Below are 18,123 nucleotides of genomic sequence, written 5' to 3'. Positions count from 1 at the left end.
AGAGGAGACACACGTGGACAACCCGTTCGACGACCCCGAGGGCGTCTTCCTGGTGCTGGTGAACGAGGAGGGGCAGTACTGCCTGTGGCCGGAGTTCGCGGAGGTTCCCGCGGGCTGGGAGGTCGACCTGCCGGCGGGGAGCAGGCCGGCGGCGCTCGCCCACATCGAGGAGCGCTGGACCGACCTGCGCCCGCGCAGTCTCGTCCGGGCGATGGGCGGCTGAGCGCGCGACGCCCTCCACCGCGGGCCGCGCCGGGACACCCTCCCGGCGCGGCCCGCGCGTGTCCGGAGGGGGAGGGGGCGTGGCGGGGCGCCGCCCCCGATACTGGAGGGCGGTCCGGCCGGTGGGCACCGCAGGCCGCCGCCGGCCCGGACGCCGGACACGGATCGAGAGGGAAGCAATGAGCGACGAGCGCGAGAACCTGACCTACGAGCTCTTCGGCACCGCCGTGCGGGAGCTGGCGCACCGCATCGCCGATGACGGGTACGAGCCCGACATCATCCTCTCGATCGCGCGCGGCGGGCTCTTCGTCGCGGGAGGGCTGGGGTACGCGCTCGACGTCAAAAACCTGCACGTGATGAACGTCGAGTTCTACACCGGCGTCGGCCAGACCCTCGACATGCCGGTCATGCTGCCCCCGGTCCCCAATACCGTCGACCTGAGCCGCAAGAAGGTGCTCGTCGCCGACGACGTGGCCGACAGCGGCAGGACGCTCAAGCTCGTCCACGACTTCTGCGCCGAGCACGTCGCCGAGGTGCGCAGCGCGGTCATCTACGAGAAGCCGCGTTCGTTGGTCAAGTGCGAGTACGTCTGGAAGCACACCGATCGCTGGATCAACTTCCCCTGGTCGGTGCTGCCCCCCGTGGTCGACCGCGGCGGCCGGGGCCGCGACGCCTGATCGTCCCGTCCCGGCCGGGACGGGACGGGACGCGGGCGGCACTTGGGGAGGCGTCGCGAACCCCCTCCAAGCGGTACGCGGGTGACCCCGCAGGGCGGTCCACTGTCCGCTCAGGGGTCCGTACCACTGGAGGGGGTGCTCCGTGGTGGCCGCGACGCGTTCGAAATCGTGGTCACGGTGGAGCAGGGCCCCTGGAGCCCGGCGTTCGCCGCGACGAGCAGGGCGACGGCACCGGCACTGCGGTTCCGGCCCCGCGCCGACGGCTGGGCCGTCCCGTGAGCCGCGTGACCTTCTGATCCGTAGTCCGATGCGGATGATTCGACACCGGTCATGCGGGTCTCCCGGTGGTCGGGAGATGTGACGGTGCTCTGCCGCGAGCCGCTGCGGTCGCTGTACTTCTGCGCTGTACGCCGTGCCCGAGGTGTGACCGTTCGTGGGTGTCGAAGCGCTTCAGGCCTTCGGCTGGGTGAAGCGGATGTGGTTGCCGAAGGGGTCGCGCAGACCACAGTCGATCCCGTACGGACGCTCGGTGGGTTCCTCGGTGAACTCCACCCCCTTCTTGAGCAGCGTCTCGTAGGTCTTGCGGCAGTCGTCCGTGGTGAGGATGAACCAGCCGCCCAGGGCTCCCTTGGTCATCAGCTCGCGCACCTGCTCCGCCGTCTCCTCCGACATCGCCGGCGCGCCCGGCTTCTCCAGGAGGATCTGCCGATCGGGTTGACCCGGTACGCCGACGGTCAGCCAGCGCATGAACCCCATGTCGACGTCTGCGGTGATCTCCAGGCCGAGCTTGCCGACGTAGAAGTCGATGGCCTCATCCTGGTCGAGGACGTATATCTGCGATTGCGTGATGGCGGTGAACACGACATCGACACTAGCGATCAACCAGGACGAAGACTTCTCCGAAACTGCTCAGTGAACAGGACGCTGTGTCGGCCGATCGGGTATGCGGTCGGATCCACGCCATCGGGAGTACGTCTTCACCTCGCCCACCAGGGAGGCCGAACCCGAACACCGACTACCGCGAGAAGGCGATCCTCCAACAGGTCGGATTGCGGGATTCCCGTCTGCGCGACGCCCGGCACACCGCCGCGATCGTTCTCCTGATCCTGTGGGTGTCCGATCGGGCCGTCATGGCGCTCGTGGGCTGGTCGTCGGGCCTCCATGGCCGACCGGCTCGGAGAGGAGGGTGATCCCAGCCTCCAACAGGTCAACTGAGACCGCGAACGACGAAGGCCCGGAGCGTTGAACGCTCCGGGCCTTCCGCCGGCGGAGGATACGAGATTCGAACTCGTGAGGGGTTGCCCCCAACACGCTTTCCAAGCGTGCGCCCTAGGCCACTAGGCGAATCCTCCGTGGACAACTCTACATGCCGTCGAGGGGTGCCGCGAACGCTCGTGGGGCACCCCGGGGCACTCCCCGGAACAGCGTGGGGAAGGGCGCTCCGGACGGGCCGGATCCATTGGCGGGGAAGGCGTCGGGGGACCCGGCCGGGAGCGTGACCCGGCCCGCCGCGCCGGCCCCGGCGGGCGCTGGACGGGGGCGGGACTCCAGGCCGGCGGTCCGGGCGGATCCACGTGGCGCCTGAGGACGACGGCGACGGCGTCGAAGATCAGCCGGTGGTGCGGGGGCCGCCGTGGGCGGTGTCTTCGCTCACCGCCTCGAAGCGCGCGCGGTCGACAGCCGCACAGTCCACCTCTCGGGGTGCTCGGCCAGGCCGCGCGGGACCGCGCCGCGCGACGGCCGTGGTCGCGACGGCCACGTCGCCGATCCGCCGTGTGCCGTCGTCGCGGTGGCGTTCCCGGAACCGGGTGAACGTCTCCGGATCCCCGGCCACGGCGCCCTCGCCATCGGACAAGGGGCGTCTCCGTCTCGGGCGGGCGCCCCCGAAGCCGTCGTGGGAGGCCCCGTCACGCGCGACGCCGGAGATCTCCGGTCCGTCCGGACGCCGCGCTGCGCCGCGGGTTGGCGTGGCACTCCCCGATCCCTATAGACTGGGGGCAGACCCCTCGTGCGGCGTCATCTTATGAACCTCCCCAGGGCCGGAAGGCAGCAAGGATAAGTAAGCTCTGGCGGGTGCGCGGGGGGTCCTTTCGTTTTCGGGGCCGGGCTCCGCGCCGCAGGGCCACCGAGCACCGTCGTTCCCGCCTCGCCGTGACGGTCCCTGCCGGAAGTCGGCCCGAGCTGTCACGGTTACGGGGTTGAATGGGTGACGTGGAGGCGACCGGGGAATCCGCGCCCACGGGACGCCGGTCCGCGGAGGGAGCAGTGAGCGCGCCGTGAGCATCGCGCTGTATCGCAAGTACCGGCCGGCCACGTTCGGCGAGGTGCGCGGGCAGGAGCACGTCACCGAGCCGCTGCGTCAGGCGTTGAGCAACGGCCGGATCAACCACGCCTACCTGTTCAGCGGTCCGCGCGGGTGTGGCAAGACGTCGAGCGCGCGCATCCTCGCGCGTTCCCTCAACTGTGAGAAGGGGCCCACGCCCGACCCGTGCGGGGTGTGCGAGTCGTGCGTGGCGCTGGCGCCCGACGGCGGCGGCAGCATCGACGTCATCGAGATCGACGCCGCCTCCCACGGTGGTGTGGACGACGCGCGCGACCTGCGGGAACGCGCCTTCTTCGCGCCGGTGAACTCGCGCTACAAGGTCTACATCATCGACGAGGCGCACATGGTGACCCGCGAGGGTTTCAACGCGCTGCTCAAACTCGTCGAGGAGCCGCCGCCCCACCTGAAGTTCGTGTTCGCGACGACCGAGCCCGAGAAGGTCATCGGTACCATCCGCTCGCGCACCCACCACTACCCGTTCCGGCTGATCCCGCCCAGTACGCTGCGCGAGCTGATGGAGCAGATCCTCACCGAGGAGGGGGTGCCCTTCGACCCGGCGGCGTTGCCGCTGGTGGTGCGGGCCGGTGCCGGGTCGGCGCGTGACTCGCTGTCGATCCTGGACCAGCTCCTCGCCGGTTCCGACGAGCGCGGCATCACCCGTGAGGGCGCGGTGTCCCTGCTCGGCTACACCGATTCGGGACTGCTCGGCGAGATGGTCGACGCGCTCGGCGCGCGCGACGGTGCCGCCGTGTTCGGGCTGATCGACCGGATGGTCGAGGGCGGGCACGACCCGCGCCGGTTCACGGCCGACCTCCTGGAACGCGTCCGCGACCTGGTGGTGCTCGCGGCCGTGCCCGACGCGCTGGACAAGGGCCTGATCAACGTCTCCCCCGACGCCGTGGAGCAGATGCGCGAGCAGGCGTCCCGGCTGGGCGCGGCCGAGCTGACCCGCGCGGCCGAGGTGCTGAACAAGGGCCTGACCGAGATGCGCGGCGCGACGTCGCCCCGTCTGCTGCTGGAGCTGATGTGCTCCCGGATCCTCCTGCCGGGAACGGAGGGGGCCGGGGATCCGGTGGCGCTGGCGGCCCGGCTGGACCAGATGGAGCGGCGGCTGGCGGCCGGCCCGGTCGCGGCTCCGGCCCCCGCTGCGGCGCAGCGGCCCGCGCCCGTGGCATCCGAGCCGCAGCGCCCCGCGCCGCCTCCTCCCGCGCCCCCCACGCCCGTCGAAGCCCGACCGGCCGCGCCCGAACCGGCGCCCGAGACGTCCCGGCCACCGGCCGCGCCCACGGGGGGCGGCTGGGACCGTCCCGTCCCCGACCGCGCGGCGCAGCCGCCGGCGCCCGCCCCGGTGCCGCAACGTCCGGCGGCGCCCGGCGCGATCGACGTGGGAGTCCTCGGCGGTTCCTGGCCGCAGATCCTCGAAGCGGTCAAACGCCGCCGCCGCTTCACCTGGATGATCCTCACCGGCAACGACGTCCAGGTCGTGGGCGTCGAGGGCAACATCGTCCAGCTCGGTTTCGAGCGGCCCAACGACGCCAAGGGCTTCTCCAACAGCGGTAGCGACCAGGTGGTGCAGGGCGCGATCAAGGACGTGCTCGGTGTCGAGCTGCGGGTGACGGCGGTCCCGCTCAACGGCGCCGCGCCGCAGCGGCCCCGCTCCGCCCCGGCCCCCGCTCCCGCGCCGGACCCGCGGCCGGAGCCGGGCGGCTGGGACGCGCGGCCCGCGCCCCCCTCCGCCGACCGGTCGGACGCGCAGCGTCCGCCGACCGGTCCGCAGGAGCCGGTGCGCCCTGCGGCGCCGTCCCGGCCGGCATCCGCCGACCAGGGGCCGCCTCCGCCAGAGGAGCCCGACATCCCCGACCCCGAGAACGACCTGGACGCCGAGGACGCTCCTCCGCCGTCGGGTTTCTCACTGATCGAGAGCGAGCTCGGGGGGAAGATCATCGAGGAGATCGACCACACCGCGTGACGTGGCGTCATCGTGGCCGTCGTGCGCGTTCCGTGTCGGCCAAGAGCGGATACGCTCGCAGGCACGGACATCGCGTGTAAGGAGGAGCCGGTGAACCCTGGCGGCGGAATGGACATGCAGGCGCTGCTCCAGCAGGCCCAGCAGATGCAGCAGCAGCTCATGGCGGCCCAGCAGGAGCTGGAGGAGTCCAAGGTCGAGGGAACCTCGGGCGGCGGCCTGGTCACGGTGACGGTCAGTGGCCGGGGGCAGGTCGAGGACATCAGGATCGACCCCAAGGCGATCGACGCCGACGACCCGGCCGAGACCGCGCAGACGGTCGCGGATCTGGTCCTCGCGGCCATCCGGGACGCCGAGCGGGCCGTCGACGAGCTTCAGCAGCAGAAGATGGGGCCGTTGGCGCAGGGACTCGGTGGCGGTGGGATGCCGGGCCTGCCCGGTTTCTGAGCCGTTCCGGTGGCCGCGCGCTCTGGTGCGGCCACCGGTGGGCACCGCGCTGGGGGAGGGCCGTCGTCGCCGGCTCCCTCAGGCGGGGGCCGACGCGGTGCGCGGCTGGATCGAGATGCCGGAGATCCGGTCGTGCGCGTCGAACTCGACGCGAACCGCGCAGTCGGGCCGTTCCCCGACGAGAACGTCGCCCTCAGTGGAGAAGCCTCCCGCGAACCCGTGCCTGCCCAGGTAGTTCGCCGCGGTGGCCCGATGGTCGTGCGGGAAGACCCCTATGGCCTGGGTGAGCATCCTGGGCAGGGTGACGGGGTCGAAACCGGCGACGGGGACGGCCGGGTCGTTCACGAGCATGTAGAAACGCGCGCCGGTGTCGGCGGTCACGCCCGCGTAGCCGCGTCCTCCAAGGACTCCCATCGCCGTCAGGCAGAGCCGCTCGGCCGCCATCCGGGGATCGGTGAACTCCGCCAGCTCCAGCCTCGGGGTGACCAGCTCGGGGATGTCGTCGCGTTCACCGATCTCCCGCAGGGCGAGGGAGGCGGCGAGCCGGGCCGACCCCGGCGGGTGCATGTGCGGGTTGGCCCAGGCCCACAGCCAGCTCCCGTCGGTGCCGAAGGTGCCGAGGGGCGCCATGTGGACATCGACTCCCCCTTGGGTGAAGACGCTCGCCTCGACGTCGACCTGCCAGTCGCCGTCGGGCAGGTGGTCGTTGAAGTGGGGGAGCTGTTCGAGCGCCACGGCGGCGTGGGCGGCGCCCAACGCCTCCAGGCGGGGGCCGAACCACTGCCGTCCCGTCGTGGGCTGTCCGTCGGTCATGGCCCTCGTCTCCGTTCTCTCACCGGGACCGTCGCGGCCGGTTCCCGCGTCGGCTCGTGACCCTAGCGGCCGTCCCCGACAGTCCGGCGGCGCCGGTTCGCGCCGCGCGCTCGGCTCCGTATACCGTTGGGGTGACGCGAGTGAAGTGGGTAGACGATGTACGAGGGCGCTGTCCAGAACCTGATCGACGAACTCGGGCGACTGCCCGGCGTCGGTCCCAAAAGCGCGCAGCGTATCGCCTTCCACCTGCTCTCCGCCGAGACCGCTGACGTCAAACGCCTGGTGAACGCGCTCGTCGAGGTCAAGGAGCGCGTGCGGTTCTGCGCGATCTGCGGCAACGTCGCCGAGGAGACCGAGTGCCGGATCTGCCGCGACCCGCGTCGTGACGCGGCGGTCATCTGCGTGGTCGAGGAGTCCAAGGACGTCGTGGCGATCGAGCGGACCCGCGAGTTCCGGGGCCGTTACCACGTCCTGGGCGGGGCGATCAGCCCCATCGAGGGGGTCGGCCCCGACGACCTGCGCATCAAGGAGCTGATGACGCGGTTGTCCGACGGGCAGATCACGGAGTTGATCCTGGCCACGGACCCCAACCTGGAGGGCGAGGCGACGGCGACCTATCTCGCCCGCCTGGTCAAACCCATGGGCCTGAAAGTGACCCGCCTGGCCAGCGGGCTGCCGGTCGGCGGCGATCTGGAGTACGCCGACGAGGTCACGCTGGGGCGCGCCTTCGAGGGGCGCCGCAGCCTGGAGTTCTGACGGACTCCTCACATCCGTCCCGGTTCCGACGCGGTCGGCGGGACGGCGGCGTCCTATCAGTTGAACGCCCGTTTTTTCCGTAACGCGCGTATCCGGCCGTCTTCCGGGTATGCCTTGCCGCCGGTGGCCTCCCGCCGCAGGTGGCAGGGCATCGGAAGAAACCGAATCGCTACACTTCTGGTTGATTACCTTGATCCCAATTCCTCAGGAGCGCCGACCGTGGCTCTAATCGTGCAGAAGTACGGTGGGTCTTCCGTGGCTGACGCGGAAGCCATCAAGCGGGTAGCCCAACGGATCGTCGCCCAGAAAAAGGCGGGGTATGACGTTGTCGTGGTGGTCTCGGCCATGGGCGACACCACCGACGAACTCCTCGACCTCGCCCAGCGGGTCTCCCCGTTGCCCCCGGGACGCGAACTCGACATGCTCCTGACCGCGGGCGAGCGCATGTCCATGGCGCTGGTCGCGATGGCCATCGGCAACCTCGGCTACGAGGCCCGGTCGTTCACCGGGTCGCAGGCCGGCGTCATCACGACGGGGCTGCACGGTAACGCCAAGATCATCGACGTCACGCCCGGCCGCATCCGCGAGGCCCTGAGCGACGGCGCCATCTGCATCGTCGCCGGTTTCCAGGGGGTGTCCCAGGACACCAAGGACATCACCACGCTGGGGCGCGGCGGTTCCGACACCACCGCGGTCGCGCTCGCCGCTGCGCTGGAGGCCGACGCCTGCGAGATCTACAGCGACGTCGACGGCGTGTTCACCGCCGACCCCCGCATCGTGCCGACCGCTCGGCGCATCCCCAAGATCTCCTACGAGGAGATGCTGGAGATGGCCGCCTGCGGCACCAAGATCCTGCACCTGCGCTGCGTGGAGTACGCGCGCCGTTACGGTATCCCGCTGCACGTCCGCTCGTCGTTCAGTCAGAAGCCCGGTACCTGGGTCGTCTCGGAAGTTGAGGAAACCGAAGGCATGGAACAACCGATCATCTCCGGGGTCGCGCACGACCGCAGCGAGGCCAAGATCACGGTCGTCGGCGTCCCCGACCGCGTCGGTGAGGCCGCGGCGATCTTCAAGGTCCTGGCCGACGCCGAGATCAACATCGACATGATCGTGCAGAACGTCTCGGCCGCCTCCACGGGGCGTACCGACATCTCCTTCACGCTTCCGGCCTCCTCGGGCCAGACGGCGCTGTCGGCGTTGAAGAAGATCCAGGACAAGGTCGGGTTCGAGTCGCTGCGTTACGACGACCAGATCGGCAAGGTCTCGCTGGTCGGCGCGGGGATGCGCTCCTACCCGGGCGTCACCGCGCGCTTCTTCGACTCCATCGCCAGCGCCGGCATCAACATCGAGATGATCTCCACCTCGGAGATCCGCATCTCCGTCATCGTCGGCCAGGACGACGTTGACGCCGCGGTCGCCGCCGCGCACACCGAGTTCCAGCTCGACGCAGAACAGGTCGAGGCCGTCGTCTATGGAGGTACCGGCCGATGAGCACCCGTCTTCCCACCCTGGCCGTCGTCGGTGCCACCGGCGCCGTCGGCACCGTCATGCTCGACATCCTCTCCACCCGCGAGAACGTGTGGGGCGAGATCCGGCTCGTGGCGTCCCCGCGCTCGGCCGGCAAGCGCCTCACCGTCCGTGGCGAGGAGATCGAGGTCCAGGCGCTCGCCCCCGAGGTCTTCGACGGGGTGGACGTCGCGATGTTCGACGTCCCCGACGAGGTCTCCAAGGAGTGGGCGCCGATCGCCGCCGCGCGCGGCGCGATCGCGGTCGACAACTCCGGCGCGTTCCGCATGGACCCCGACGTCCCGCTCGTGGTGCCCGAGGTCAACGCCGAGCAGACCCGTAACCGTCCCCGCGGCATCATCAGCAACCCCAACTGCACCACGCTGTCGATGATCGTGGCCCTTGGCGCGCTGCACCGCGCCTACGGCCTGTCCGAGCTGGTCGTGGCCTCCTACCAGGCGGCCTCGGGGGCCGGCCAGGAGGGCATCGACACCCTGCACGACCAGATCGCCAAGGTCGCCTCGGACCGCACGCTCGGCAGCCGCGCCGGTGACGTCCGCGCCGCGGTCGGCGAGCTGGGGCCCTTCCCGGCCCCGCTGGCGTTGAACGTGGTGCCGTGGGCGGGGTCGCTCAAGGACGACGGCTGGTCCTCGGAGGAGCTGAAGGTCCGCAACGAGTCCCGGAAGATCCTCGGCCTGCCGGACCTGAAGGTGTCGGCGACCTGTGTGCGCGTCCCGGTCGTCACCACCCACGCGCTCGCGGTCCACGCGACCTTCGAGCGCGAGGTCGACGCCGCGGCGGCGCGCGAGGCGCTGGCGTCGGCGCCCGGTGTCGTCGTCCAGGACGACCCGTCCAGGGGTGAGTTCCCGACCCCGGCCGACGTCGTGGGCACCGACCCGACGTGGGTGGGCCGTATCCGCCGCTCGCTCGACGACCCGCGCTCGCTCGACCTCTTCCTGTGCGGGGACAACCTGCGCAAGGGGGCGGCGCTGAACACCGCGCAGATCGCCGAGGTCGTCGCCAAGGAGCTCACCGAGGGCTGAGCGACACCGGACCGGTGACGGTGGGGCGGGGCGCGTAGCGCCCCGCCCCACCGTCGTCTCAGCCGCGAATGGTCACGGGACACGCCGCGACATGCCTGGCGTGTTTCCGCGTTTTCCGAGGTCGAGCAACTATGGTTACACCAGGTCACTGAATGAACACGTTGTGTTCCGGTTCGGCCGATCCGAAAACGTTCGTGGAAGAGGTAAATGAGAATGCGTCTCATCGCGAAGTCCGCCTCCCTGGCCATCGCCACCGGCGCGATGCTGGCCTCCCTCAGCGGTGCCGCGTTCGCCGGCGGCGACGAGGGCGGCAACAACGACAACAACGACAACGTCAACAACTGCACGCTTGAGGGCGGGATCATCGAGCTGCCCATCAACCTCAACATCCTCGCCGTCGGCGAGCAGGACGCCAGCGACTCCCTGGACTGCATCATCGTCGACTGACACTCGGCGTGATCCCGGTCACCGGGACGTGTCCGCTCGAGCGGGGATATCCCGCACGGCGTACGGGCACCGCGAGGACCCGACGGTCCCCGCGGTGCCCTTCGCGTTGCGGCGGGTGGGACGGAGCGGTCAGCGGTAGCGGTTACGGCGCACGTCGGCGTGGGAGCGGGCCAGGCTGAGCCGGTACACCAGCCGGCACCGGTCCGGGGTGGCCACCAGGTCCGACGTCTCGACGGGGCGGCGCCCCGAGAAGTGGGTGCGCTCCACCACGAGCACGGGCAGCCCCGGGGTCAGCCGCAGCAGTCCGGCCTCGGTCTCGCGGAGCGGACGGACCGACACCTCCTCCACCACCCGGTCGATGGGGACCCCCGCCGCGCCGAGCCGGTCGATGACCCCCAGGCGCGGAATCATCTCGCCGGGTGCCCGGGAGGTGCCGTGGGTGAGGATCGTCGGCTCCCAGGAGGTGTGGACGGCGACCGGCGCGCCCTCGGAGGACCCCACGAAGCACGTCCGGTACAGCGGCTCGTCCTCGCGGATCCGCAGCCGTTGCGCGAGCGAGAGGTCGGCCGGGAGCGTCACCGTTCCCACGGGTTCGGCGTCCAGCGGTTCGACCCCCGTCCCCGACGCGCGGTCGGTACGCGAGAACCGGTGCGCCTCGGGCAACCCCCGGACGTAGTACCCCGACCCGGGCCGGCTCTCCACGAGCCCTTCGGTGACGAGCAGCCGCAGCGCGTTGCGGGACACCTGCTCGCTGACCTCGTACTGCCGGGCGAGCTGGGCTCGCGAGGGGAGCCGGGTCCCCGCGGCCAGTTCACCGCTGAGGATCGGCCGTCGCAGCGTCTCGGCCACCCACAGGTAGCGCGGTTGCCGGGACATGGTCAGGAACGCCCGGAGCGAGGCACCTCCAGGACCGGTCCGGTGTTTCTGAGCGCGAAGTCGAGCTCGGCGGCCATGTGGCGGATGCGTTCCTCCACGACCAGGGAACCGTGGCCGGCGTCGAACCGGTACACCTCGTGCGGCTTGCCCAGCTCGGCGAGGCGTTCGATGTAGTTGTCGATCTGGCGGATCGGACAGCGTGGATCGTTCTCGCCGGCCAGGATCAGCACCGGAGCGGTGACGTCGCCGACGTAGGTGATGGGAGAGGAACGCTGGTACAACTCCGGCACCTCCTGGGGAGAACCGCCGAACAGTGAACGGTCGAACGCCCGCAACGCCTCCATCTCGTCCTCGTAGGCGGCGGCGTAGTCGGCGATGGGAACGGCGGCGATGGCGACCCTCCAGTCGTCGGGGTACACGCCCACACCGAGGAGCGCCAGGTAGCCTCCCCAGGAGCCGCCTTCGAGGACGAGGCGGTCGGGGTCGGCGAGGCCGGACTCGACGGCCCAGTCGCGCACCGCCTTGATGTCTTCCAGTTCGGTCAGGCCGACCCGGCCCTCCAGGGCGTCCCGCCAGAGGCTGCCGTACCCGGTGGATCCCCGGTAGTTGACCCGCACGACCGCGAACCCGTGGTCGACCCACGCCGCGACGTCCGGCGAGAAGGAGTCGAAGTCCTGGGCCTCGGGACCACCGTGTACCAGGAACACGGTCGGGAAGGGCGCCGACTCCTCCTCGGGGCGCGACACCAGGGCGTGGATGTCGCCGCCCGGGCCGCTTACGGTGGCGTCCTCCACCGGAACCGACCACGGGGCCTCGGGTCCGGGCGGGGACAGGACGGTCCTGCCGTTGGTGTCGCGGATCATCGGGGGCCGGGCCGAGCTGGACCAGGCGTATTCGACGGTGCCGTCGGGGCGCGGGGCCGCGGCCGACACCAGTCCCGGGGGCACCGGGAGCTCGGTGAGCGCGCCGGAGGCGAGGTCGTACCGGTACAGCCGCGACCGTGCCCGGAAATCCTGGGAGATGAGGAGGGCGTCGCCGTCGGGGTACCAGTCGGCGGCGAGTTCGCCGGGCAGGTCGATCGCGATCTCGTGTTCGCTCCCGGCCACGGCGTCCCAGATGAGCGGTTCGAGCCGGTCGCGCCGCTCGTGCAGGACCAGCAGCCGGTGGTCGTGGGGGGCGAAGGCGACCGGTGACAGGTTCTTGCCGGGGCCGTCCCACAGGTCGGCGACGGTCTGCGCGGTGCCGGTCGCGGTGTCCAGGCGCAGCACCCGGACCGCCATGTGCCGGCTGTCGCCGTGCTCGCTGTGGGCGATGGCGAACAGCGACTCGTCGCGCGACAGCGCGGCCAGCCAGCCCTCCTCACGGTGGGAGTACACCGTCCGCGGCGGCCGGTCGGGAAGCGCGAGGTGCACGCTGAAGCCGTCGTCGGTCGAGCGGCCCACCAGGGCGGTTCCCGACGCGCCCAGCGCGAGCCCTCCCAAGTAGGAGCGCTCCAGTCCGGGGACGGCGATCTCGTGCTCGCCGCCGTCGAACTCCTGGCGGCGCCACAGGCCGAACTCGTCGCCGTCGGTGTCGTCGAACCACCACACCCGCGTGCCGGTGGGGTCGAGGACGCCCGTCGTCGTCCCGTTGGGGCGCTTGGTCACCTGGCGTTGCTCACCGGTGGCCCGGTCCCAGGTGTAGAGCTCCCATGTTCCGCTGGAGTTGCTGCGGAAGAGGGAGCGGTCAGGGGCCTCCTTGGCCCACGAGGGAAGACTGATCCTGGCTGCCCGGAACCGTTCCTGCCAACGCTCACCCATGATCTCCAGTAAAGCAGTGGGGAACGCTCCTATGGAGGGGAACGAGTGATACCAGATGACCACTCTCGGTCATCGGCGCACGTCAAGGTGGCCGTCGAGAAGGGGAAGGGGGCCGTGGGCGCCCAGGGGAAAGTCACTCCCTAAGGGCATAATGACCGCTATGGTCGACGCTTCCCTTCCTCCCCTGTCCGTCGCTGACCTTCTGAAGGGAGTGGAAAGTGGCGAGCCGTATCGCTACCTCCTCTTCTGGGGACACCGCCCGTCCCGCGACGGCGGTCCCGGCCCCGGCTGGCTGAGCCAGTGGTGGCCCGCGCCGTTCACGATCGATGGGGTCGAGTACCGGACCGCCGAGCACTGGATGATGGCGCACAAGGCCCTGCTGTTCGGTGACGAGGAGGCCGCCGGCCGGATCGTCGCCGCGAAGCACCCCGGCGAGGCCAAGCGACTGGGACGCCAGGTCCGCGGCTTCGACGAGGAGACGTGGCGCGCGCACCGGTTCGACATCGTCGTCCGCGGCTCGGTGGAGAAGTTCCGCGCCGACCCCGCGCTACGCGCCTACCTGGTCGGCACCGGAAGCCGCGTGCTGGTCGAGGCGAGCCCGCGTGATCGGGTGTGGGGCATCGGCCTGGCGGCCGACGACGAGCGCGCCACCGATCCGGCCCGGTGGCGCGGCGACAACCTGCTCGGATTCGCGCTGATGCGGGCGCGCGCCGAACTCGCCGCGGGGGACTGACCGCGACGCCCTGGACGCGGACCGCTCCCCGCCGGTGCCGGCGGGAAGCGGCCGTCTCGTGGCCGGGAGCCGCGGGACGGGGCCTGCGCCGTGGCCATGACGCGGATCTCCCGGCCGGTCCGTCCCCGCCTCGCCATCCCCTTCGGGACGGTGCCCGGCCCGTTCCGCCCGTCGGCACGGGAGCGCGGCCCCGTCCGCCCGACGGGCCCACGGGTATGCTGCCGCGGTGGCCACCCAGTGACGAGGAGCGATCGTGGACGGCGGGGACAAGCTGAGGATCGGGATCATCGGGCTGGGCGACATCGCGCGCAAGGCCTACCTGCCCACACTGCTGTCCCGCCCGGGCGTCGACCCGTACCTGATGACCAGGGACGCCACCAAGCTCGCCGGTCTCGCCGAGGCCCATCGGGTTCCCGTGGACCACTGCTTCACCGACCTGGACGCGCTGTTGGAGCGTCCCTTGGACGCGGCGTTCGTGCACGCTCCCACCGATCAGCACGTGTCCATCGCCGAGCGACTGATCGACGAGGGGATCGCGCTCTATGTCGACAAACCGCTCGACTCGACCCTGGAGGGGGCACGGCGCGTGGTCGAGCGTGCCGAACGGGCCGGCGTCACGCTGATGGTCGGCTTCAACCGCAGGTACGCCCCCGGATACGTCAAGGCCCGGGAGGCACCGCGCGACCTCGTCGTGCTCCAGAAGAACCAGCCGGGTATCCCCGGCTCTCCCCGCACCGTGGTCTACGACGACTTCATCCACGTGGTCGACACGCTGCGCTTCCTGGCGCCGGGGGAGATCCGGCGGGCCGATGTCACGGCGCGGGTCGAGGCGGGGGACCTGCACCACGTCACACTGCGGCTGGCGGGGGACGGATTCACACTGCTCGGCCTCATGAGCCGGTTCGGCGGGGCCAAGGAGGAACGGCTGGAGGTCACCGGCGGCGGTCGCAAGCGCGTGGTGATCGGGCTGGCCGAGGAGATCGACCACGACGGCGGGACCACCGTGACACGGCGCGGCGACTGGACCCCGGTGGCCCGCCAGCGCGGTATCGAGCAGGCGTGCTCCGTGTTCCTCGACGCGGTGCGCGAGGGACGCCCGCTCGACGCCCGGGACGCGCTGCGCACGCATGAGCTATGCGAGCGCGTCGTCGTCGCGATCGAAGCGGAGGGGTAGTCCCACGGCGGCCGCGCGCCGTGGAACCACTCCGCGGGCGGTGGCGACCGGAGGCCCCGTCGGCTCACCGACTCCTCACTGCGTCGTCGGAGGGGCCGCGGTGTCGGCGGCAGGGAACAGCGCGCGGAGTTCGTCGACGCTGGCGACGATCCACGCGCGCAACGCCGCCGGCCGAAGGTCGACGCCCTCGATGGCCTCGGCGGTGAACGGCACGTGCACCACCTCGTGCCGTCCGTTGCCGGCGTGGAACTCCGGGCCGTAGCGCTCCTCGGGACGCATGTCCCGCAGCAGGCAGGCGAACAGGTGCTGCCGGTGGAGCCGGCCGTCCTCGTGGCGGACCACGACGGAGGTGAGCGGGGTGAAACGGGTGGCGACCGCCCGCAGCTCCTCGTCGAGTTCGCGCCGCAGGGCCTCCAGGCGGGTCTCGCCGGGCTCGATCCCCCCGCCGGGCAGGCTCCAGTAGACCGGGTGGTCCGCGATCACCCGACGGAACAGCACCACCGACCCGCGACCGTCGAACAGCAGGGCGCGGACCCGCTCGCGGTCGACCACCGGCCCCTCCGGCCGGCCCGCCGGCCACGTCGCCTCGTGGCCGGCGGTGGGTTCGCCGGGGGTCATGGCACCTGGAGGTCAGGCCGGCGGATCATGGTGACCTCGTCGGTGTCGAGCAGTTTGTCGATCAGTTCCTCGTCGTAGTCGGCGAGGCCGACGTCGTTGAGGATCCGCATGTCGGTGGGGTGGGGCAGGATCTCGTCGGGACGGGCCTGGCAGATCCCCGAGATCTCCTCGGGGTCGAACGCGAACCCCTCGCGCACCACGCTCGGCTCGGACGCCCGGTAGACGTGCAACCGGAACGCGTAGGGTTCGTCCTTGAAGCGTCCGTACAGGTCGTAGACCCCGCAGGGCGCGAGCGCGCCGGCGTCCACCCCCGCCTCCTCGGCGGCCTCGCGCCGAGCGGCCTGCTCGGGGGTCTCACCGGGGTCGATGTACCCGCCGGGCAGCAGCCAGTGCCCGATGTAGGCGCCGCAGTTCTGCAGCACGAACGTCAGGGTCCCGTCGGGGCCGGGAACGATGGCCACGGCGGTCATGATCATCTCGGTCTCGCTGGACTGGTTCGAGGCGACCGTCATGCGGAGGAGTCCGTCCTTTCGTGGTGGGCCGATGGTCGGGTGACCGAGGGAGCGGCCGGCCGGCCGCCCGCCGGGTCGATATCGGCGTGGTAGGCGCTCGCCTGCAATCCGTACAGGCTCGCGTAGTGCCCACCTTGGCGCATCAGCTCCTCGTGTGTGCCCTGTTCGATGACACGGCCGTGATCGAGCACGTAGATGCGGTCCGCCAGACGCACCGAGGCGAGCCGGTGGGTGATGAGCACGACCGTGCGCCCGGAATCGGCGGCGACGTGCCGGCCGATCGACTCGAACAGACGGTGCTCGGCGCGCGCGTCCAGCGCCGCGGTCGGCTCGTCGCAGATGAGCAGGGGCGCGTCACGGTAGAAGCCGCGGGCCGCGGCGACACGCTGCCACTGGCCGCCGGACAGCTCGTGACCGTCGGCGAACCTGCGGTCGAGCAGGGTCTGCCAGCCGTGGGGAAGCTCGGCGACCACCGCGTCGGCGCCCGAGAGCGCCGCCGCGCGTTCGAGGCGCGCGGGGTCGTCGTCGTTGCTCATGACGACGTTGCGCCGTGCCGTCATCGGCCAGTGGGTGTGGTCCTGGGCGATGACGGCGATCCGGTCGCGCAGCGTGTCGGGATCGACGTCGGCCAGATCGGTGCCGTCCCAGCACACGCGTCCGGACCGGGGCGAGTAGAGGCCGGCGAGCAGCTTGGACAGGGTGGTCTTGCCCGATCCGTTCTCGCCGACCAGGGCGATCACCTCGCCGCGGCGGATCTCGACGGTCACCCCGTCCAGGGCGGGGGTGTCCTGGCCGGGGTAGTGGAAGACGACGTCCTCGACGGAGATCCGGTCGAATTCGGCGGGCGCGGTCAGCGAGGCCGGTGCGGGGAGGTGGGCGCGGGCCGACGCGCAGAACTCGACGTAGTCGTTGAAGTACAGCCCCGACTCGTAACAGCTGTTGATCGCCACGATCGTGCTGGCCAGCGCGGACTGGCCGCTGCGGATGGCGATCACGGCGGTTCCGGCCACGGCGAGCGGCATGCCGCCGGTGACCAGCAGCGTGGCCAGGGCGACGTAGACGACGACGGTCGCCGCGCCGGTCGCGGCCTCGCCACCGGCCCGTACCAGCGCCTGGCGCCGGGCCAGGCGCAGGTGGGCGTCGCGCTCGTAGCGGGCGACCCGGTCGAAGTCGTCGAGCAGCAGGTCGCGCATGGTGAACGAACGCACCTCGGCGGCCGTCTCGCGTTCGGCGAGCAGGTCGGAGATCATCCACTTGCGGCGGTGCCGGTCCGACAGCGCGACGAGCAGGGCGTGGCGCATGCGCGCGGCCCTGCCCGCGGCCCACCCCTCGGGGAGGACCGCCAGCAGGAGCAGGGGCAGCAGCACCGGGTGCAGCACGCCCAGGACGCCGGCGGCCGAGACGAGACCGGTGACACCGGTCAGCACGTTCACGGTGTGGGAGACCACGTACTGGGCCTCGCGGATCCCGCGCAGACGGGCGCGGTGGGCCGCGTCGTGGAAGGCGGGGTCGTCGAAGGCGACCAGGTCGATCCGTCCGGTCAGCCGGAGCAGCCGCAGTTCGGCGATCCGCTCGACCTGGGGTTCCAGCCGCGACTGGGTCCAGCCGGCGGCCGAGGACAGGGCCCCGCGCAACGCCGCCGAGCCCGCCACCAGGATCAGTGACGGGGCCGCGGCGCGGACCCGGTCGGGGGTGGGGCCGGAGGCGAACAGCTCCTCCAGTACGCCGGCGGTGGCGACCAGCGCGATCGCGGTGAACACCCCGGCGGCCAGGTTGAGGGCGATGGTCGCGGCGGTGTCGAGGGGACTGGCCGTCCAGGCCAGCCGGACCGCCTGGCCCACCAGCGTGGGCAGTCTTCGGACCATCCCGGTCCAACGGGCCGAGGCCAGCTCGTCGTCGTGGGTCCGCCACCAGCGGGTGGCGAGGGCCGGGGGAGTCTCGTGCTGCTCACCGTCCGGTGCCGAGCCGTCGGGTGAGGACCCCTCTTCGCCGTTGGCGGGGCCGTCGTCGGGAGGGGCGGTGCGTCGGGTGCCGTGGGTCACGGGGACCTCCTGGATCGCTGTTACCGGTGCCCAGATCCTCCGCGCGGCCGGTGACAAAGCGCGGTCGGTTGGGCACCGTTGGAATTCCAACCGTCCGATGCCCGACCCGGCCGGGGCGGGGCCGACGCGGCACGGTGAACGTCGCCGCTGGTCGCGCCTGTGTCGCGGG

19 protein-coding genes, 1 tRNA gene and 1 other RNA gene are annotated in these 18,123 nt (G+C 71.5%); 12 read left to right on the top strand and 9 right to left on the bottom strand.

The window, feature by feature from the left end; all coding sequences use genetic code 11:
* The first annotated feature begins 13 nt into the window (after positions 1-13).
* The 3 genes from B5D66_RS13050 to B5D66_RS25085 all read left to right on the top strand — a co-directional run bounded on the left by B5D66_RS13050 (position 14) and on the right by B5D66_RS25085 (position 1,178).
* Complete coding sequence (locus B5D66_RS13050) at positions 14-223, top strand: MbtH family protein (protein WP_078761970.1); 210 nt, start codon at positions 14-16, stop codon at positions 221-223.
* Positions 224-401: 178 nt separating this feature from the next.
* Positions 402-899 carry a phosphoribosyltransferase gene (locus B5D66_RS13045; RefSeq protein WP_078761969.1) on the top strand — a complete coding sequence of 166 codons (498 nt, stop codon included), beginning with the start codon at positions 402-404 and terminating at the stop codon, positions 897-899.
* 81 nt (positions 900-980) lie between these two features.
* The gene (locus tag B5D66_RS25085; protein WP_144390107.1) at positions 981-1,178 is read left to right on the top strand and encodes a hypothetical protein; all 198 of its coding nucleotides are present in this window, start codon (positions 981-983) and stop codon (positions 1,176-1,178) included.
* Positions 1,179-1,349: 171 nt separating this feature from the next.
* Here B5D66_RS25085 and B5D66_RS13040 read toward each other — a convergent pair whose 3' ends face one another.
* The 3 genes from B5D66_RS13040 to B5D66_RS13025 form a co-directional block, all read right to left on the bottom strand.
* Entirely contained in the window at positions 1,350-1,760 is a 411-nt protein-coding gene (locus B5D66_RS13040; protein ID WP_078761968.1) for a VOC family protein, read from the bottom strand.
* Positions 1,761-2,166: 406 nt separating this feature from the next.
* Positions 2,167-2,251, bottom strand: a tRNA-Ser gene (locus B5D66_RS13030).
* A 257-nt stretch (positions 2,252-2,508) separates the two neighbouring features.
* Entirely contained in the window at positions 2,509-2,754 is a 246-nt protein-coding gene (locus B5D66_RS13025; RefSeq protein WP_078761966.1) for a hypothetical protein, read from the bottom strand.
* Between the two features lie 142 nt (positions 2,755-2,896).
* On the opposite strand from B5D66_RS13025, the gene ffs reads away from it, so the two are divergent.
* The 3 genes from ffs to B5D66_RS13010 all read left to right on the top strand — a co-directional run bounded on the left by ffs (position 2,897) and on the right by B5D66_RS13010 (position 5,635).
* Positions 2,897-2,992: signal recognition particle sRNA small type (ffs, locus tag B5D66_RS13020), an RNA gene on the top strand.
* A gap of 183 nt (positions 2,993-3,175) precedes the next feature.
* Positions 3,176-5,191 carry a DNA polymerase III subunit gamma and tau gene (locus B5D66_RS13015; RefSeq protein WP_078761965.1) on the top strand — a complete coding sequence of 672 codons (2,016 nt, stop codon included), beginning with the start codon at positions 3,176-3,178 and terminating at the stop codon, positions 5,189-5,191.
* Between the two features lie 108 nt (positions 5,192-5,299).
* The gene (locus B5D66_RS13010) at positions 5,300-5,635 is read left to right on the top strand and encodes a YbaB/EbfC family nucleoid-associated protein (protein ID WP_078761964.1); all 336 of its coding nucleotides are present in this window, start codon (positions 5,300-5,302) and stop codon (positions 5,633-5,635) included.
* Between the two features lie 78 nt (positions 5,636-5,713).
* Here B5D66_RS13010 and B5D66_RS13005 read toward each other — a convergent pair whose 3' ends face one another.
* Entirely contained in the window at positions 5,714-6,448 is a 735-nt protein-coding gene (locus B5D66_RS13005) for a DUF6882 domain-containing protein (protein WP_078761963.1), read from the bottom strand.
* Between the two features lie 156 nt (positions 6,449-6,604).
* Here B5D66_RS13005 and recR point away from each other — a divergent pair, with 156 nt between their 5' ends.
* The 4 genes from recR (at position 6,605) to B5D66_RS12985 (ending at position 10,200) form a co-directional block, all read left to right on the top strand.
* Positions 6,605-7,204: a recombination mediator RecR gene (recR, locus tag B5D66_RS13000; protein ID WP_078761962.1), complete on the top strand. Its 600-nt coding sequence runs from the start codon at positions 6,605-6,607 to the stop codon at positions 7,202-7,204.
* Between the two features lie 219 nt (positions 7,205-7,423).
* Positions 7,424-8,695 carry an aspartate kinase gene (locus B5D66_RS12995; protein WP_078761961.1) on the top strand — a complete coding sequence of 424 codons (1,272 nt, stop codon included), beginning with the start codon at positions 7,424-7,426 and terminating at the stop codon, positions 8,693-8,695.
* Complete coding sequence (locus B5D66_RS12990) at positions 8,692-9,753, top strand: aspartate-semialdehyde dehydrogenase (RefSeq protein WP_078761960.1); 1,062 nt, start codon at positions 8,692-8,694, stop codon at positions 9,751-9,753. Before B5D66_RS12995 ends, B5D66_RS12990 begins: the two co-directional genes overlap by 4 nt.
* Before the next feature lie 207 nt (positions 9,754-9,960).
* Positions 9,961-10,200 carry a hypothetical protein gene (locus B5D66_RS12985; RefSeq protein WP_144390106.1) on the top strand — a complete coding sequence of 80 codons (240 nt, stop codon included), beginning with the start codon at positions 9,961-9,963 and terminating at the stop codon, positions 10,198-10,200.
* Between the two features lie 129 nt (positions 10,201-10,329).
* On the opposite strand, the gene B5D66_RS12980 is transcribed toward B5D66_RS12985, so the two are convergent.
* On the bottom strand, positions 10,330-11,076 hold the full coding sequence (locus B5D66_RS12980; protein ID WP_078761958.1) for a GntR family transcriptional regulator: 747 nt from the start codon (positions 11,074-11,076) through the stop codon (positions 10,330-10,332).
* Positions 11,077-11,078: 2 nt separating this feature from the next.
* Positions 11,079-12,875 (bottom strand): S9 family peptidase, encoded by a 1,797-nt coding sequence (locus B5D66_RS12975; protein WP_078761957.1) that lies wholly within the window; start codon positions 12,873-12,875, stop codon positions 11,079-11,081.
* A 160-nt stretch (positions 12,876-13,035) separates the two neighbouring features.
* Here B5D66_RS12975 and B5D66_RS12970 point away from each other — a divergent pair, with 160 nt between their 5' ends.
* Both B5D66_RS12970 and B5D66_RS12965 read left to right on the top strand, forming a co-directional pair.
* Positions 13,036-13,608: an NADAR family protein gene (locus B5D66_RS12970; RefSeq protein ID WP_078761956.1), complete on the top strand. Its 573-nt coding sequence runs from the start codon at positions 13,036-13,038 to the stop codon at positions 13,606-13,608.
* Positions 13,609-13,861: 253 nt separating this feature from the next.
* Positions 13,862-14,782: a Gfo/Idh/MocA family protein gene (locus B5D66_RS12965; RefSeq protein WP_235000964.1), complete on the top strand. Its 921-nt coding sequence runs from the start codon at positions 13,862-13,864 to the stop codon at positions 14,780-14,782.
* Positions 14,783-14,857: 75 nt separating this feature from the next.
* Here B5D66_RS12965 and B5D66_RS12960 read toward each other — a convergent pair whose 3' ends face one another.
* From B5D66_RS12960 to B5D66_RS12950, 3 genes are read right to left on the bottom strand one after another with little or no spacing between them, the layout of a single operon-like run.
* Positions 14,858-15,400: an NUDIX domain-containing protein gene (locus B5D66_RS12960; protein WP_078761955.1), complete on the bottom strand. Its 543-nt coding sequence runs from the start codon at positions 15,398-15,400 to the stop codon at positions 14,858-14,860.
* Positions 15,397-15,912, bottom strand: a complete 516-nt coding sequence (locus B5D66_RS12955; RefSeq protein ID WP_078761954.1) for an NUDIX hydrolase — start codon at positions 15,910-15,912, stop codon at positions 15,397-15,399. Before B5D66_RS12955 ends, B5D66_RS12960 begins: the two co-directional genes overlap by 4 nt.
* Entirely contained in the window at positions 15,909-17,777 is a 1,869-nt protein-coding gene (locus B5D66_RS12950; RefSeq protein ID WP_078762074.1) for an ABC transporter ATP-binding protein, read from the bottom strand. Before B5D66_RS12950 ends, B5D66_RS12955 begins: the two co-directional genes overlap by 4 nt.
* Between the last annotated feature and the right edge of the window lie 346 nt (positions 17,778-18,123).

Source organism: Marinactinospora thermotolerans DSM 45154 (assembly GCF_900167435.1).
Lineage (GTDB): Bacteria > Actinomycetota > Actinomycetes > Streptosporangiales > Streptosporangiaceae > Marinactinospora > Marinactinospora thermotolerans.
The sequence above is the reverse complement of the archived record's forward strand: the minus strand, read 5'-3'. Positions and strand labels throughout refer to the sequence as shown.